General features: G+C 72.2%; 12 protein-coding genes. 3 read left to right on the plus strand and 9 right to left on the minus strand.

Annotation, left to right across the window (positions count from 1 at the left end; translation table 11 throughout):
• Together FNH09_RS35955 and FNH09_RS35960 are read left to right on the plus strand one after the other, a co-directional pair.
• Nucleotides 1-1,599: TIGR03767 family metallophosphoesterase (locus FNH09_RS35955; protein WP_152894082.1), on the plus strand; the 1,599-nt coding region annotated here is incomplete at its 5' end.
• Between the two features lie 231 nt (nt 1,600-1,830).
• Nucleotides 1,831-3,012, plus strand: coding sequence for a glycosyltransferase (locus tag FNH09_RS35960; RefSeq protein WP_162469619.1), 1,182 nt, complete (start codon nt 1,831-1,833; stop codon nt 3,010-3,012).
• Between the two features lie 116 nt (nt 3,013-3,128).
• Here the strand turns inward: FNH09_RS35960 and FNH09_RS35965 are convergent, their stop codons facing one another.
• Both FNH09_RS35965 and pepN read right to left on the minus strand, forming a co-directional pair.
• Nucleotides 3,129-4,178 (minus strand): hypothetical protein, encoded by a 1,050-nt coding sequence (locus FNH09_RS35965; RefSeq protein ID WP_152894083.1) that lies wholly within the window; start codon nt 4,176-4,178, stop codon nt 3,129-3,131.
• Between the two features lie 227 nt (nt 4,179-4,405).
• Complete coding sequence (gene pepN, locus FNH09_RS35970; protein WP_162469617.1) at nt 4,406-6,982, minus strand: aminopeptidase N; 2,577 nt, start codon at nt 6,980-6,982, stop codon at nt 4,406-4,408.
• A gap of 147 nt (nt 6,983-7,129) precedes the next feature.
• On the opposite strand from pepN, the gene FNH09_RS35975 reads away from it, so the two are divergent.
• Nucleotides 7,130-7,792: a mycothiol-dependent nitroreductase Rv2466c family protein gene (locus tag FNH09_RS35975; protein ID WP_152894085.1), complete on the plus strand. Its 663-nt coding sequence runs from the start codon at nt 7,130-7,132 to the stop codon at nt 7,790-7,792.
• 148 nt (nt 7,793-7,940) lie between these two features.
• On the opposite strand, the gene FNH09_RS35980 is transcribed toward FNH09_RS35975, so the two are convergent.
• The 7 genes from FNH09_RS35980 to FNH09_RS36010 all read right to left on the minus strand — a co-directional run bounded on the left by FNH09_RS35980 (nt 7,941) and on the right by FNH09_RS36010 (nt 15,738).
• Entirely contained in the window at nt 7,941-9,347 is a 1,407-nt protein-coding gene (locus FNH09_RS35980; protein ID WP_152894086.1) for an amino acid permease, read from the minus strand.
• Nucleotides 9,348-9,467: 120 nt separating this feature from the next.
• Nucleotides 9,468-10,364 (minus strand): TauD/TfdA dioxygenase family protein, encoded by an 897-nt coding sequence (locus tag FNH09_RS35985; RefSeq protein ID WP_152894087.1) that lies wholly within the window; start codon nt 10,362-10,364, stop codon nt 9,468-9,470.
• A gap of 14 nt (nt 10,365-10,378) precedes the next feature.
• A complete protein-coding gene (locus FNH09_RS35990) occupies nt 10,379-11,719 on the minus strand; it encodes an LLM class flavin-dependent oxidoreductase (RefSeq protein ID WP_152894088.1) in 1,341 nt (446 codons plus the stop codon).
• Entirely contained in the window at nt 11,716-12,441 is a 726-nt protein-coding gene (locus FNH09_RS35995; protein WP_162469618.1) for an ATP-binding cassette domain-containing protein, read from the minus strand. The genes FNH09_RS35990 and FNH09_RS35995 overlap by 4 nt, the downstream gene beginning before the upstream one ends.
• Nucleotides 12,417-13,259, minus strand: a complete 843-nt coding sequence (locus tag FNH09_RS36000) for an ABC transporter permease (protein ID WP_152894089.1) — start codon at nt 13,257-13,259, stop codon at nt 12,417-12,419. Before FNH09_RS36000 ends, FNH09_RS35995 begins: the two co-directional genes overlap by 25 nt.
• Nucleotides 13,260-13,264: 5 nt before the next feature.
• A complete protein-coding gene (locus FNH09_RS36005; RefSeq protein ID WP_152894090.1) occupies nt 13,265-14,320 on the minus strand; it encodes an ABC transporter substrate-binding protein in 1,056 nt (351 codons plus the stop codon).
• A 227-nt stretch (nt 14,321-14,547) separates the two neighbouring features.
• Nucleotides 14,548-15,738, minus strand: a complete 1,191-nt coding sequence (locus FNH09_RS36010; RefSeq protein WP_162469620.1) for an ROK family protein — start codon at nt 15,736-15,738, stop codon at nt 14,548-14,550.
• Nucleotides 15,739-15,822 lie beyond the last annotated feature (84 nt).

Consider the following 15,822-nt stretch of genomic DNA (forward strand, 5'->3'; position numbering starts at 1 on the left):
CCCGTCGCCTCGTCCCGCCCCGCCACGGCCGCCGCCCTCGCCCCGTACACCCGGGGCACCACCCTGGCGAGCGTCGCCGCCCCGCGCACCGCCTCCGGCTACCGCCGGCTCGGCGACGGCCCCGGCTGGCGGCGCGTCGTCCGCGACGACCTCGCCGCCCCCAAGGCGGGCCGCGCGGACCGTCGTACCGCGCTCGCCGCCTTCGTGCAGCTCACCGACCTCCACCTGATCGACAGTCAGCATCCGCTGCGGCTGGAGTTCCTGCGCTCGGCCGACGTCAGCCGCTGGCGGCCGCACGAGGCGCTGACGGTGCACGGCGCCGTCTCCCTCGTCGAGCGCGTCAACGCGCTGCGCGGCGCGCCCGTCACCGGTTCGCCGCTGCACTTCGCGATGACCACCGGCGACAACACCGACAACAACGCCCGTACCGAGCTGGAGTGGTTCCTGACCGTCATGAGCGGCGGTCGCATCACCCCGAACTCCGGTGACCCGCGGCACTACGAGGGCGTCCAGAACAGCGGCCTCAAGCTGTACTGGCAGCCCGACCAGGCCCTGCGCGACGCCGACAAGCAGCGCGGCTTCCCGCACCTGGCGGGCTTCCTCGCCGCCGCCACCCGCGAACTGCACAGCCCCGGACTCGGCCTGCCGTGGTACTCGACCGTCGGCAACCACGACGCCCTGCCGCTGGGCTGCTACGGGCACGGCGACTCCTATCTCGCCGAGTACGCGGTCGGCGGCCGCAAACTCATGACGCTCGACCCGGCCGAGGGGGAGAAGCTGGAGCGGTTCATCTCCGGGGCCACGGACCCCAAGGGCACGGCCTTCGGCGACCTGCTCAAGGCGCACGCCCGCGACATGCGCGCGGTCACCCCGGACGAGCGCCGCGCCCCCTACACCCCGGCCGACTACCTCAAGGCCCATCTCGACCCCGCGTACACCGGTCCCGGCCCGGTCGGGCACGGCTACTCCGCGGCGAACCTGGCGGCCGGCACCCAGTACTACAGCTTCCGGGTCGCCGACGACGTGCTCGGCGTCAGCCTCGACACCACCGACCCCGGCGGCCACTACGAGGGCTCAGTCGGCACCGCCCAGCTGAAGTGGCTGGAGCGGACCCTGCGGGAGCACGCGGACTCGTACGTGATCGTCTTCAGCCACCACACCAGCGGCACCATGACGAACACCCGGCCCGACCCGGCCCGTCCGCACGAGGCCCGGCACTCCGGCGCCGAGGTGGTCTCCCTGCTCGGCCGCCACCGCAACGTGCTGGCCTGGGTGAACGGCCATATCCACAAGAACGTGATCACCTCGCACACGTCCGCCGCCGGGCACTCCTTCTGGGAGATCTCCACCGCCTCCCACGTCGACCACCCCCAGCTCGCCCGGGTGATCGAGCTCACCGACAACAAGGACGGGACCCTGTCCGTCTTCACCACCCTGATCGAGTCCGCCGCCCCGCACCGCACGGACTTCACCGACCTCTCCCAGACCGGCCTCGCGGCCCTCTACCGCGAGCTGGCCTTCAACACTCCCGGCGCCCGCGCGGAGCGGGCCGGCGAGGCCCGGGACCGCAACACCGAACTGGTGCTGAAGAAGAGCTGAGCGCGGTCCGGTCGACGCGGTGGGTGACCGCCGCGCCGGCCGGGCGGCGCCGTGGCGCGGAGCCCCGGGGCGGGAGTGGACGTGTCGATGAGCTGCCACGGACACGAAGCACGGTGTTCACGCGCAGGCAATGTCGGTATCGCCTCATATCGGCTAACCCGCAGTTCACGGGGGATGGCTTGATATGTGTGCAAGGCGGGTGGTCGTGTGCGTACCGGACGCGGACTGCGGGTGCTGTCGGTCTACGAAGGCTTCTTCTCCGGCGGTGCCCGGATCGTGCACAGCGATGTCGTGCTGGGGCTGCGAGAAGGAGGCCAGTATCAACGGGTCCTGAGCGTGTACGCGGAGGTGCACCGTGAGGCCACCCGGCAGCGGATGGAGGACGACGCCTGCTACCGGGCGCTGACCGCGGCCGGGGTCGGGGTCGGCTCCCTCGGCCGTACGTTCGGCGTGAGAGGCGATTCGGCCGTTTTCAGCGGCCCGGAACTGGCCGAAACGGCGCGGGCGATGGCGGACGTCGACGTGATCCTGTCGCTCAAGGAGCAGCCCCTGTCCCTGCTCAACCAGGCGGGCCTGCCGCGCCGCCCGGTGGTGGTCGCGCTGCACCGCTCGGACCCCGAGAACCAGGGTCCGGCGCTGGACGAACTGCGGACCGCCATCGCCGACGGCACCGTGGCGGCCTGTGTCTGCTGCGCCGAGTCCACGCGGGCCGCGTACCAGGCGGCCGGGGTCCCGGCGGAGCTGCTGCACGTCATCCCGAACGGGGTGGACCTGGTGCGCTTCCGGCCCGATCCGGCCCGCCGCATCGCGCTGCGGGCCGAGCTCGGCATCCCGGACGCGGCACCGGTGGTCGTCCTCGCGGCCCGGTACGCGGCGATGAAGAACGTCCCGCTGTTCCTGCGGGCCGCCCGGGCCTGGCTGCGCGACCGTCCGGACGGGCATGTGCTGCTGTGCGGGGCGGGCATGACCGACGCCAACCCGGAGCTCGGGGCGGACATCGCGGACGCCTTCGGCGGCGAGCGCCCGCCGGCCGGGCGGGTGCACCTGCTGGGGGTGCGGCGCGACATGGAGGTCGTGTACGCCGCGTCCGACGTGGTCGCGCTGACCTCGGCCTGGGGCGAGGCGGCCCCGCTGTGCCTGATCGAGGGCATGATGTGCGGCGCGATCCCGGTGACCACCGACGTGGGGGACAGCGCGGCGATCGTGAGCGGGCTCGGGTTCGTCACCCCGCCCGACCCGCAGGCCGTGGCCCGTGCCTGGGACGAGGCGGTCGCGGGACGCGGCGCCCTCGCACCGGCCCTGGCGGCCGGCCGTGAGCGCTTCAGCCGGACCCGCATGATCGCGTCGTACGCCGAGCTGATCGACCGCGTGCACGCGGGCGTGACCCGCCCGTCGCTCCCGGAGACGTTGTAGGACGGCGATCGCCGAGGGGACGCGGACGGTACGAGCCCGCCGACCGTACGAGGAGGGGCCGCCGGCTCGGTCCGGCGGCCCCTCCTCCCCCCTCCTGGTGCCGGCCCGGTCCGTCACTACCGGGGCAGCACCACGACATGCGCGGCGGGCTCACGGTCCCGCGACGCCATCAGCGCCGTACGGACCACCGCCGCCTGCTCCTCCATCGCGTCCCTGAGCCGCTTCGGGGCGACATGGACGACCGTGATGCCCAGCCGCTCCAGGTGCTCGCGCTTGCGGGCGTACTCGGACCACAGCGCGTCCTCGTCCTGACGGGGGGCGCGGGTGTCCAGCTCCACCGCCACCGCCTGCTCGGGCCAGTAGGCGTCCAGGCCGCCCAGGTGCGGACCGCCCGGCAGCCGCAGGTCGACGTTCCAGACGGGGTCGGGCAGACCGTACGCGCGGACCATCCGGTACAGGCGGCCCTCGGCGATCGCCCGGCGCTCGGCCAGCAGCGAGTCCACGGCGTCCACCACATGCGCCCGGCCGAGCAGTCCCGCCTGGTTCAACTCCCGCACGACGGCCGCGGGTTCGCAGTGGCCGCCGCGAACCGCCTCGGTCAGCAGCCGGTGTACGGCGCCCGCGTCCGCGATCTCGGCCACCGCGTCGGCCAGGGCGCGCGGGACCGGGGCCACCGGCAGGCCCGTGACCTGGTCCGGGACGGGCAGGTCCGCGGTGCGCACGATCCGCGCGCAGCCCGCGGAGCGCAGCCGCCGCAGCCGCGGGACCAGGACGTCGAGCTGCTCCAGGGACGGCAGCGGGGGAGTGCCGGCGAAGCCGTGCAGGGTCAGGGCGGCCAGACCCGTGATCATCGCGTCGGCGTAGTGCGGACGGTGGGGCTCGTCCGCGCCCGGCTGCGCGGGCACCGCGGGGCGCGCCGACTCGCGGGCCGCGTACATGAGCACCGCGTGCAGCCGCTCCTCGCTGGTCGGTGGGCCGGGACGGAGCAGGAACACGCCCGGCAGGAGCTGCTGCCAGGGGCCGCGGGCGCGGCACTGCTCGTTCGCCTCGGCGGCCGAGACGCCGTGCGCGCGGAGCTGGTGGGCCGTCATGACGCGGCGGTGCGCCTCGGACAGGCGGCGCACGGTGCGGGGGGAGAGTGGGGGGAGTGGGGTGTTGTGGTTCATGACCCGGAGGTTCCCGCGCCCGGTCCGTCCCGTAACCCCTGTTACACACCTGTCGACAAATATGGACAAGGTGGCCCTAAAGGACGGGTGTTCGGGTGCCGAAAAGGCGCGGAAAACCCCTGGTCCGTTCGGGACGGACCAGGGGTTACGGTTCCTATTGCCTGAATTCCGTAACGGCTATTTGCTGAATTCCTTAATGACTGCGGAGTGTTCGGTCCCTGGGCCGGTCAGGCGCCGGCCGCCGCGTCGCAGGCCTGTCCGCGCAGCGCGCGCGCCAGGTCGTCCCGCGCCTCCAGCACCAGCCGGCGCAGTGCCGGAGCCGCCTTCTCGTGGGCCGACAGCCAGGCGTCGGCGGCGTCCAGCGTCTCCTGGGAGTCCTGGAGCGCGGGGAACAGGCCGCGCACCACGTCCATGCCGATCTGGATGGACCGCTCGGACCACACCCGGTCGATGACGGCGAAGTACTTCTGCGTGTACGGCGCGAGCAGCTCCCGCCGGGAGGGCTGGGCGAAGCCCGCGATCGTGGCCTCGACGAGCGCGTTGGACAGCGCGTCCGACTCGACCACCTGCGCCCAGGCCTGCGCCTTTACCGCCGCCGAGGGGCGGGCGGCCAGACAGCGGACCTGGTGACGCTTGCCGGACGCGGTGTCGTCGCGGGCCAGTTCGGCGGCGAGCATCTTCTCGTCCGCGACCCCGTGCGCCGCCAGCGGCTCCAGGAACGCCCAGCGCAGCTCCTGGTCGACCACCAGCCCCTCGATCTCCTCGGTCCCCTCCAGCAGGTCCTTCAGCAGCTGGAGATCGGCCGGGGCGGACGCCACGGACGCGAAGAACCGCGCCCACGCCAGCTGGTGCTCGCTGCCCGGCTCGGCCGACCGCAGCTCGGTCAGCGCGCCGTCCGTGAGCAGCCGCTCGCCCGTCTCGCGCCACTGCGGTGCCACATAGTTGACCAGCGCGGAGTCGGCCCACGCGTGCAGCATCTGGAGCACGCCGATGTCCGACTCGCGGCCCGCGAAGCGCAGCACCAGGTCGACGAAGTCCCGGGCCGGCAGCAGCGCGTCCCGGGTCAGGTTCCACAGCGCCGACCAGCACAGGGCGCGGGCCAGCGGGTCGGTGAGATCGCCGAGGTGGGCGCGCAGCGTCTGGAGCGAGGTGTCGTCGAAGCGGATCTTGCAGTACGTCAGGTCGTCGTCGTTGACGAGGACCAGCTCCGGCGCCTGCGCCCCGGCCAGCTCCGCCACCACCGTGCGCGGGCCCTCGACGTCCGCCTCCGCGCGCGCGTAGCGCTCCAGGGCGCCGTCCGCCGTGCGCCGGTACAGGCCGATCGCCACCCGGTGCGGGCGCAGCTCGGGGTGGGACTCGGCGGCGTCCTGGAGCACGGCCAGCTCCGCGACCCGGCCCTGCGCGTCCAGCAGCACCTGCGGGGTCAGCGAGTTGACGCCGGCCGTCTGGAGCCAGGAGCGGGCCCACGAGGCCATGTCCCGTCCACTGGTCTCCTCCAGCACCGACAGCAGGTCGCCCAGCCGGGTGTTGCCGTAGGCGTTGCGCTTGAAGTAGCGCCGGGCGCCCTCCAGGAACGCGTCCTGGCCGACGTACGCCACCAGCTGCTTCAGGACGCTCGCGCCCTTGGCGTAGGTGATGCCGTCGAAGTTGAGCTTGGCGTCCTGGAGGTCGCGGATGTCCGCGGTGATCGGGTGGGTGGAGGGCAGCTGGTCGGCGCGGTAGGCCCAGGCCTTGCGACGGTTGGCGAAGGTGATCCAGGCGTCGGTGAAGCGGGTCGCGCCGACGTTGCCGAAGGTGCCCATGAAGTCGGCGAAGGACTCCTTCAGCCACAGGTCGTCCCACCACACCATGGTGACCAGGTCGCCGAACCACATGTGCGCCATCTCGTGCAGGATGACGTTGGCCCGCGCCTCGTACGACGCCTGCGTCACCTTCCCGCGGAAGATGTACTCCTCGCGGAAGGTCACCAGGCCCGGGTTCTCCATCGCGCCGAGGTTGTACTCCGGCACGAACGCCTGGTCGTACTTGCCGAACGGGTACGGGTAGTCGAAGTGGTCGTGGAAGAAGTCCAGCCCCTGCTTGGTGACCAGGAAGACGTCGTCGGAGTCGAAGTAGGGCGCCAGACCCTTGCGGCACAGGGCGCCGAGCGGGATCCGCAGCGTCGTGCCGTCGGCGAACGTGCGCGAGTAGGAGTCGGTCACGTAGTGGTACGGGCCCGCCGTCACGCAGGTGATGTACGTCGAGATCGGCTTCGTCTCGGCGAACCGCCACACCCCGTCGGCGAGTTCACCGGCCCCGTTGCTCCACACCGTCCAGCCCTCCGGCGCCCGCACCTCGAACCGGAACGGGGCCTTGAGGTCGGGCTGCTCGAAGTTGGCGAAGACGCGGCGGGAGTCGGCCGGCTCGTACTGGGTGTACAGGTACACCTCGCCGTCCTCGGGGTCGACGAAGCGGTGCATGCCCTCGCCGGTGCGGGAGTACGCGCACTGCGCGTCGACGACCAGCTCGTTGTCGGCGGCGAGGTCCTCCAGCAGGATCCTCGACCCGTCGAAGACGGCCCCCGGGTCGAGGTCGCGGCCGTTGAGCGAGACGGCCGTCACGCCCGGTGCGACCAGGTCGGCGAAGCTCGACGCGCCGGGCTCGGCGCACCGGAAGCGGATCGTGGTCACCGAGCGGAAGGTGCGCGGTTCCTCGTCCCCGTCGCCGACGGCGGAGCGCAGGTCGAGGGACACCTCGTACCCGTCGACGGACAGCAGGGCGGCCCGCTCCCGGGCTTCGTCGCGGGTCAGATTCTCACCGGGCACGGGTACTCCCTCTGGATGTGTCGGACACGTCATTGGACACGACGGAACAGGACCGATCCTGCCATGCGCCCCTGACGCCGGGCACGAGGGAATGCGGCGGCACGGGCCGGTGTTGCCGCCTGCGAACCCCGCATCCTGAGGAGAGCCATGTCCGACACCGCTGCCGTGTCCGCCAAGACCCCCGTCGACTTCTGGTTCGACCCGCTCTGCCCGTGGGCGTGGATGACCTCCCGGTGGGTGCTGGAGGTGGAGAAGGTCCGCGACATCGAGGTCCGCTGGCACATCATGAGCCTGGCCGTGCTGAACGAGGACCGGCTGGAGGAGCTGCCGGAGGAGTACCGGGAGATGCTCGCGACCAAGGCGTGGAAGCCGGTGCGCGTGGTCACCGCGGCCTGGCAGAAGCACGGCGCCGACGTCCTCGGCCCGCTCTACACCGCGCTCGGCACCCGCTTCCACAACAACGGCGAGGGCCCCACCCTGGAGGCCATCGCCGCCGCCCTGGCCGATGTCGGCCTGCCCGCCGACCTGATCGACTACGCCGAGCAGAAGGACTTCGAGTTCGACGCCGAGCTGCGCGCCTCCCACAAGGAGGGCATCGAGAAGGTCGGCCAGGACGTCGGTACCCCGGTCATCGCCGTGCCCGGCCCCGACGGCGAGCAGATCGCCTTCTTCGGCCCGGTCGTCACTCCCGCGCCCCAGGGCGAGGAGGCCGCCCGTCTCTGGGACGGCACCCTCGCGGTCGCCTCGGTCCCGGGTTTCTACGAGATCAAGCGCACCCGTACCAAGGGCCCCGACTTCAGCAACCTCTGAGCGACCTCTGAGCGACCGCCGGCGCGACCGCGCAGTCGTGGTTGCGGCGGTGGTCGCGCGCACGGCGTGACGACGGAAAGGCCCTCGCGTGTTCGACGCGAGGGCCTTTCGGTGCGTGAGGGCCGGGTGAGGGCGGGCGAGGGAGCGTTCAGCTCCGGGCGCGGGCCCGCTGTCTGGCGTAGCCGACGGCCGCCAGGAACACCGTCATCGCGCCCGTCGCGTACAGCTGCACGCGGGTGTCGGGCTCGCGCGCCATCAGGACGAAGATCCCCGCCATCCCGGCCAGCGCCACCCAGGTCAGGACCGGGAACGCCCACATCCGCACGGCGAGTTTGTCCGGCGCCTCCCGCTCCAGCCGGCGGCGCAGCCGCAGCTGCGAGACGGCGATGAAGAACCAGACGACCAGGATGACCCCGCCGATCATGTTCAGCAGCCAGGGGAAGACGTCGTCGGGCCGCCAGTAGCTGAGGACCACGCAGGCGAAGCCGAAGACGCAGGAGGCCAGTACGGCAACGCGCGGGACCCCGGCGGAGACCCGGCCCAGCGCCTTCGGGCCCTGGCCGCGCTCCACCAGCGAGTACGCGATGCGCGAGGAGCCGTAGATGTTGGCGTTCATCGCGCTCAGCAGCGCCACCAGCACGACCACGTTCATCAGCTGGCCGGCGCCCGGGATGCCGAGGTGGTCGAGGGCGGCGACGTACGGGCCCTTCTCGACGACCTCCTTCGAGTCCCAGGGGACCAAGGTGACGATCAGTGCCATCGAGCCGATGTAGAACAGCGCGATGCGCCACATCGCCGTACGGACCGCGCTCGCCACTCCCTTGACCGGGTTCTCCGACTCGGCGGCGGCGATGGTGACCGTCTCCAGGCCGCCGTAGGCGAAGACCGAGGCGAGCAGGCCGATGACCAGGCCCTCGCTGCCGTTGGGGAGGAAGTCGGTGAGGTGGGAGACGCCAGGGGAGTCGGTGCCCGGCAGCACGCCCGCCACGGCCAGCCCGCCCAGCACCAGGAACAGGCTGATCGCGCCCACCTTCAGGGCCGCGAACCAGAACTCGAACTCGCCGAAGTTCTTCACCGCGGCGAGGTTCGCCCCGCAGAAGACGACCATGAAGAGCGCCACCCAGGCCCACTCGGGGGTACCGGGCAGCCAGCCGGTGACGATCTTCGCGGCGCCGATGCCCTCCAGGCCGACGGCCGTGCACAGCAGCACCCAGAAGGACCAGCCGGCGGTGAAGCCGGCCCAGGGGCCGATCGCCCGCTCGGCGTGCGCGGAGAAGGAGCCCGAGGACGGGTGCGCGGCGGACATCTCGCCGAGCATCCGCATCACCAGCATCACGAGGAGGCCGGAGACGGCGTAGGCGACGACGATCGACGGCCCGGCGGCGGCGATGCCGGCGCCGGAGCCGACGAACAGTCCGGCGCCGATCACGCCACCGAGGGCGATCATCGACAGATGGCGCTGCTTCAGTCCGTGTGCGAGGGATCCGGAGGCCGAGGGGTCGCCGTCCCGCCGGTCCTGCTGCGGCGGCGTCTCGACAGAGGTGTTGTGGGGCATGGGCGCGGCTCGTCCAGTGCGTGAGAGGGCTGCGAACGCCCACAGTCTGGGCAGCCCTCCGACTGCCGGGAAGGAGTGCCCGATATTCGGACACTCACTTCACGCGCCGTGGCCCTCCGGTCACCCCGAGACCGAGGTGTAGTGAGAGGCGTCACCCTCGATCGTGTAGCTCTCCTTGCCCTCGATGCCCACGGGCACGTCACCGGCGACCGTCACCCGGTGCAGCCGCCGGGGCGCGCGGTCGTAGTTGTCGACGGCGTAGTGCTGGGTGATCCGGTTGTCGAACAGCACCAGCTCGTTCTCCGACCAGCGCCAGCGCAGGATGTTCTCCGGCCGGGTGACGTACGCCTGGAGCAGGTCGAGGATCTTGCGCGACTCGCCCGGCGACAGCCCCACGATCCGCTGCGCGAAGCCGCCGACGAACAGCCCGCGCTCCCCGGTCAGCGGGTGCACGCGGACCACGGGGTGGACCGTGCGGTACTTGATCGACGTGAACTGGGCGCGCTGCGCGGCCTGCTCCTCGTCGATCTCCTCATCCGGCACGGCGTAGTCGTAGTCGTTCGTGTGCTCCGCCCACAGCGTGTCCGCGAACCGGCGCAGCGGCTCGGGCAGGTCACGGTAGGCGGCCGCCGAACTGGCGATCAGCGTCTCGCCGCCGTACGGCGGCACGGTGATGCTGCGCAGGGTGCTGGCCTGCGGCGGGTTGAGGACGAAGGTGACGTCCGTGTGCCAGTGGTTGGCGGCCCGGCCGCGCTCGCTGTCGACCGGCAGCACGTTCGGGGCGCCCTCGACCGCGCCGACGGTCGGATGGGCGGTCGTGAGGTCCCCGAAGTGGCGCGCGAAGGCCTGCTGGCCCTCGTCGTCCAGGCCCTCGGCGTCGAAGGCCAGCGCCTTGTGCACGTTGAGCGCCTCGCGCAGCGCGGCGACGGTCTCCTCGTCCAGCGGCCGGGTGATGTCCGCGCCGGAGACCCGGGCGCCGATGTTCGCGGTGATCTTCTGGATACGCAGGTCGGTCATGACAGGTGTTCCCTTCAGACGAGCGCGGGTGCGCCGGCGGTGTACTGGTTGGCGGGGCGCGGGAGGCCGTAGCGCTCCCGCAGGGTCTGCCGCGGTCCGTACTCCGTGCGGAGCAGGCCGCGGGCGCGCAGGACCGGGACGACGTGGTCGACGAAGGCGTCGAGACCCGAGGGCAGGACCGCGGGCATGATGTTGAAGCCGTCGGCCGCGCCGCGCGTGAACCAGGTCTCGATCGCGTCGGCGACCTGCTCGGGCGTACCGGCGAAGGTGAGATGACCGCGGCCGCCGCCCAGCCGGCCGATCAGCTGCCGGACGGTGAGGCGTTCGCGCCGGGCCAGCTCCACCACGAGCGTGTAGCGGCTCTTCGCGCCCTCGATCGCGCTCTCCGGCGGCAGATCGGAGGGCAGCGGGGCGTCGAGTTCGAGGGTGTCCGGCGGCAGGCGCAGCAGGCCCTCCAGGTGGGCCACCCCGTGCCGGTGCACGATGTGCTCCTCCAGCACCCGCTCCGCGGCGCGCGCCTCGGCCTCCGTGGAGCCGACGACCGGGACGATGCCGGGCAGCACCTTGAGCCCGTCGGGATCGCGTCCGGCCGCCGCGGTACGGGACTTGAGGTCGGCGTAGAAGGCCTGCGCGTCCTGGAGGGTCTGCTGGGCGGTGAACACCGCCTCCGCGTACCGGGCCGCGAACCGCTTGCCGTCCTCGGAGGAGCCCGCCTGCACGAGCAGCGGGTAACCCTGCGGAGTGCGGGGCACGTTGAGGGCGCCCTCGACGCTGAAGTACGTCCCCCGGTGCCGGGGCGGATGGATCTTGGCGGCGTCGCCCCAGACCCCCGCGGCCTTGTCGGCGACGACCACGTCGTCCTCCCAGCTGTCCCACAGCTTGAGGGCCACGTCGAGGAACTCGGCGGCGCGCGCGTACCGTTCGGCGTGGGCGGGCTCCGCGGCCAGGCCGAAGTTGCGGGCCGCGTCGGCGCCGGCGGTGGTGACGATGTTCCAGCCCGCCCGGCCGCCGCTGATGATGTCCAGCGAGGCGAACTTGCGGGCCAGGTTGTAGGGGGAGTTGTAGGAGGTGGAGGCGGTGGCGATCAGGCCGATGTGCCGGGTCGCCGTCGCCAGCGCGGTCAGCAGGGTGAGCGGCTCCAGGGCCCCCGAGGGGCGCTGGCCCACGCTGTTCCACAGCTGGGGTCCGTCGGCCAGGAACAGGGAGTCGAAGGTGCCGCGCTCGGCGGTCCGCGCCAGCCCGACGTAGTGCTCCAGCCGGACATGGGCGTGCGGGTCGCTCTCGGGCAGCCGCCAGGACGCCTCGTGGTGGCCGGTGTTCATCAGGAACGCGTTCAGGTGCAGTTGCCGGGTCATGCGAGGTCCTCCGTCACGCCCAGGGCGGCGAGCAGCCGCTCCCGGTACTCGCCGAGCAGCGGGTCCCGGTAGGAGCGCGGGTGCGGGCGGTCGATGGTCAGGTCGAGGCCGATGCGGCCCCGGTCGAGGACGAGCACACGGTCGGCGAGCACGATCGCCTCGTCCACGTCGTGGGTGACGAGCAGCACGGACGGCCGGTGGCGCTCCCACAGCTCGCGCAGCAGGTGGTGCATCCGGATCCGGGTCAGCGCGTCCAGCGCGCCGAACGGCTCGTCGGCGAGCAGCAGTTCGGGCTCCCTGACCAGGGAGCGGGCGAGCGCCGCCCGCTGGGCCTCGCCACCGGACAGCTCGCTCGGCCAGGCCCGCTCGCGGCCGGCCAGACCCACCTCGGCGAGCGCCGCCCGCCCCTTGTCCGCACCGTCCGTCCCCAGCAGTACGTTGTCCAGCACCCGGCGCCAGGGCAGCAGCCGCGAGTCTTGGAAGACCACGGACACCCGCTCGGGCGCGCTGAGTTCGCCGCTCCCGGTGACCTCGTGGTCCAGGCCCGCGACGGCCCGCAGCAGGGTCGACTTGCCGGATCCGCTGTGCCCGAGGAGGGCGACGAACTGACCGGCGGGGATGTCCAGGTCGATGCCGTCGAGGACGGTACGCCCGTCGAAGGACCGGGTCAGGCCCCGCAGTCGTACGGCGGGACGGGTCAGTTGCTCAGTGTGCGGCGCCACGACAGCACCCTCCGTTCGATGAGACGGACCGCGCTGTCGGAGACCAGGCCGAAGACGCCGTAGATCAGCAGACCGACGAGGATGACGTCCGACTGGCCGTAGTTCTGGGCCTGGAACATCAGGTATCCGAGGCCGCTGGTGGCGTTGATCTGCTCCAGGACCACCAGGCCCAGCCAGGAGCCGGTCACACCGAGCCGCAGCCCCACGAAGAACCCGGGCAGCGCGCCGGGGATCACGATCTCCCGCACGAACCGCAGCCTGGACAGGCCCTGCACCTCGGCGAGTTCGACGAACCGCTGGTCGATGCCGGACAGCGCGGCGTGCGTGTTCAGATAGATCGGGATGTAGACGACGATCGCGATGATCGCGATCTTGAAGGTCTCGCCGATGCCCAGCCACAGGATGAACAGCGGGATCAGACCGAGGACCGGGATCGCCCGGTTGAGCTGCACGGTCCCGTCGATCAGCGCCTCCCCGGTCCGGCTGAGACCGGACGCGAGCGCGAGCACCACCCCGGCGGTCAGACCGAACGCGAAGCCGTACGCAGCGCGTTCGAGGGAGGTCAGGACATCGGCGGGCAGGGTCCCGTCGGTCCACAGCCGGATTCCGGTGTCCAGTACGGTCCAGGGCGCCGGGACCGCGGCGGTGTCCAGCCGGCCCGCGGCGGAGGCGGCGGCCCACACGGCGAGCAGCAGGAGCGGCCCGGCCAGCCGGGCGGCGGGCAGGCGTTTTCCGGGAGCGAGGCCCCGGCGTCGCCGCCGCGGCTGCTCTGTGGCCACGGCGGCGGGGGCGGCCGTGTCCAGGGTGGTGACGGTCATGGCGGTCAGCTCCGGTACTCGGCGGGTACGGACTTCGCGGCGATGCCCTCGAAGCGGTGGTCGAAGAGGGAGGAGACGTCGAACTTCTTCACGAAGCCGCCCTCCGCGAGCAGATCGGCGGTCTCCTGCTCCCAGGCGATCGCCTCGTCCCAGCTCGGCGGGAACAGCGGCTTGTTGGCGAGCGCGGTGATCGCCTGCGCCTGGGGGAGGGTCAGGTTCTGCGTCTTGACGTAGAACTCCTCGTTCCAGCGGTCGGGGTTCTCGTACTGCCAGACCTGGCCCTTGGCCCACTGCGGGATGTAAGCGGCGATCGCGGCCGCCTTCGCCCGGTCGGCGAGCACCGACACGGGCGCCCACAGCAGGTTGAGCAGGTCGACGACGTCGGTGCTGATCGAACGGGCGCCCTTGGACCCGTACTGCTGGAGGTAGGCCGGCGCCTGGCTGTTGGCGAGCGGGGCGATGTCGACCTGGCCGGACTGGAGCGCGGTCAGGAACTGGTTGCTGGTCAGCGGGACCAGCGTCACGTCGTCGTACTTCAGGCCCGCCTTCTTCAGCGCCCGCAGCAGCACGACACCCTGCGCCTGCCCCTGCGAGAACGCCAGCTTCTTCCCCCTGAAGTCGGCGACCGTGTGAATGTCGCTGCCTGGCTTGGTGGCGAAGAGATAGTTCGGCTTGCGGGTGACGTTGATCGCGACGATCTTCGCGTCATAACCCTGGTAGTGCGCCTGGATCGGCGGGATTCCCGCATTGTTCGCCAGGTCCAGGGATTTCGCCCGGAAGGCGTTGATGACATCGGGACCGGCCCCGATGTTCACCCAGCTCGACACCGTGAAAGGCAGTGCGGGCAGTTTCGCGAGCTCGAACTGCAACTGCTGCACGTTCTGGTACGAGGCGATCTTCAGGCTGGTGCCGGCCGGCACCTTGTCGGCGAGCGGGGCCTTGACGGCGCCCTGGTCGGTGGCGGCCGCGCTGCTCTCGGCGCAGCCGCTGAGCCCGGCGACACCGGCGGCGGCACCGAGCAGCGAGGCGAGAAAAACCCGACGGTCATAGGACGAAGACATGGGAGTACCCCTCAGGGGAAAGCGTCGAAAAGGCGCGTACGGAATTCCGGGCACGGCGGGGCCGGGGCGGGGAATCCGCGTGGAAAAGTCAGCCGGGAAACAGCTGGGAAGACAGCGAGAAGGGTGCGCTCCCGGCGCACCGGGGCGTCAGCAACAGAGAGTGCGACAGCTCATGCGAACATCGTCCTGTCCGGCCGGGAGGCCTGTCAACATTCGGAGTTTCTGAATTAATTCGATTCGGACGACGCGGTGAGCGGATCCCGGTAGAGGACGTCCAGGGCCACCGCACCGCCCGCCACGGCCAGGACCAGGTCGCGGAAACCGGTGGGCGCGACGCACCCCGCCCGCTCCGGCCCCACCTCGTCGCGCAGCGCGGCGAGACAGTCCTCCCGGAACAGCACGCCCACCTCGGTGACGACGACCCGCTCCGGGTTGAGGACGTCGAGCAGCAGCCCCGCGGCCCGTCCCGTCATTCGCGCCCGTTCCCGCAGCAGCCGGACCGCCACCGGGTTCCCGGCGTCGGCGGCGGCCAGCACCCGCATCGGGTTGTCCCCGTCGTCGAGGCCCGCCTCCCGGGCCCGTCGGCACAGCGTCCGCTCGCTCAACTCGGCCTGGAGGCAGCCGGTCCGGCCGCACTCGCACGGCTCGGTGCCGCCGGCCAGCGGCAGATGCGCGACGGATCCCGCCTGGGAACGGGGGCCGTGGTGCACCTCGTCGTGCGTGGCGAACGCCGCGTCGACCACGTTCCCCGCGAACAGATGCAGCACGCTGCGACTGCCGCGCGCCTGCCCGAACAGACGCTCCGCGTTGACCAACGCCCGCGCGTGGCCGTCCACATGGACCGGCAGCCCGGTGCGCGCCGCGAGGACCTCCCGCACCGGCACCTCGCGCCAGCCGAGCAGCGGATGCTCGACCACGGTCCCGGAGTCCCGGTCCACCCAGCCGCCGACGGCGACCCCGACCCCCAGCGGCCGGCTGTCCGCCGCCTCGGCCAGCAGCGCCTCCAGCCCCTCGGCCGCCCGCGCCAGCACCTCGTACGGCTCGGTGCCGCGGTGCTTGAACTCGCGGCGTTCCAGCACCCGCCCGCGCAGATCGAGCAGCGCGACCGTGGTGAACGGCACCGCCACATGCACCCCGCCCACCACGAACCGGGAGTCGTCCAGGTCGAGGGGCACGTGCGGGCGCCCCGCGCCCTTGGACCGTCCGGGCGCGGCTGCCTCACGGACGAGCCCGAGCCCGGCGAGCCGGGCCACATGGTCGGTCACCGACGCCGGGGACAGCCCGGTCAGCCGGGCGATGGTGCTGCGCGCGACCGGTCCGTGCTCCAGCACCGACCGCAGCACGACACTGGCACTCGTGCGACGCCGGTCGCTGTCCGCGACCCGGGGGACCGGCGACGGCGCCGACGCGCGGGCCACCGGGGTGCGGGCCGGTGCGGTGCGGCCCGGCGAGGTACGGGAGGCCGCGGCGGGGGAGGCCGCGGTACGGGACAGGGAAAGGGG

The organism is Streptomyces adustus, assembly GCF_009377175.1.
Classification (GTDB): Bacteria; Actinomycetota; Actinomycetes; order Streptomycetales; family Streptomycetaceae; genus Streptomyces; species Streptomyces adustus.

Coding starts and splice junctions, on each gene's coding strand:
- FNH09_RS35975 (WP_152894085.1), top strand. CDS start 7,130: ATGTCCGACACCGCTGCCGTGTCCGCCAAGACCCCCGTCGACTTCTGG.
- FNH09_RS35980 (WP_152894086.1), bottom strand. CDS start 9,347: ATGCCCCACAACACCTCTGTCGAGACGCCGCCGCAGCAGGACCGGCGG.
- FNH09_RS35965 (WP_152894083.1), bottom strand. CDS start 4,178: ATGAACCACAACACCCCACTCCCCCCACTCTCCCCCCGCACCGTGCGC.
- FNH09_RS35985 (WP_152894087.1), bottom strand. CDS start 10,364: ATGACCGACCTGCGTATCCAGAAGATCACCGCGAACATCGGCGCCCGG.
- FNH09_RS35990 (WP_152894088.1), bottom strand. CDS start 11,719: ATGACCCGGCAACTGCACCTGAACGCGTTCCTGATGAACACCGGCCAC.
- FNH09_RS36005 (WP_152894090.1), bottom strand. CDS start 14,320: ATGTCTTCGTCCTATGACCGTCGGGTTTTTCTCGCCTCGCTGCTCGGT.
- FNH09_RS36000 (WP_152894089.1), bottom strand. CDS start 13,259: ATGACCGTCACCACCCTGGACACGGCCGCCCCCGCCGCCGTGGCCACA.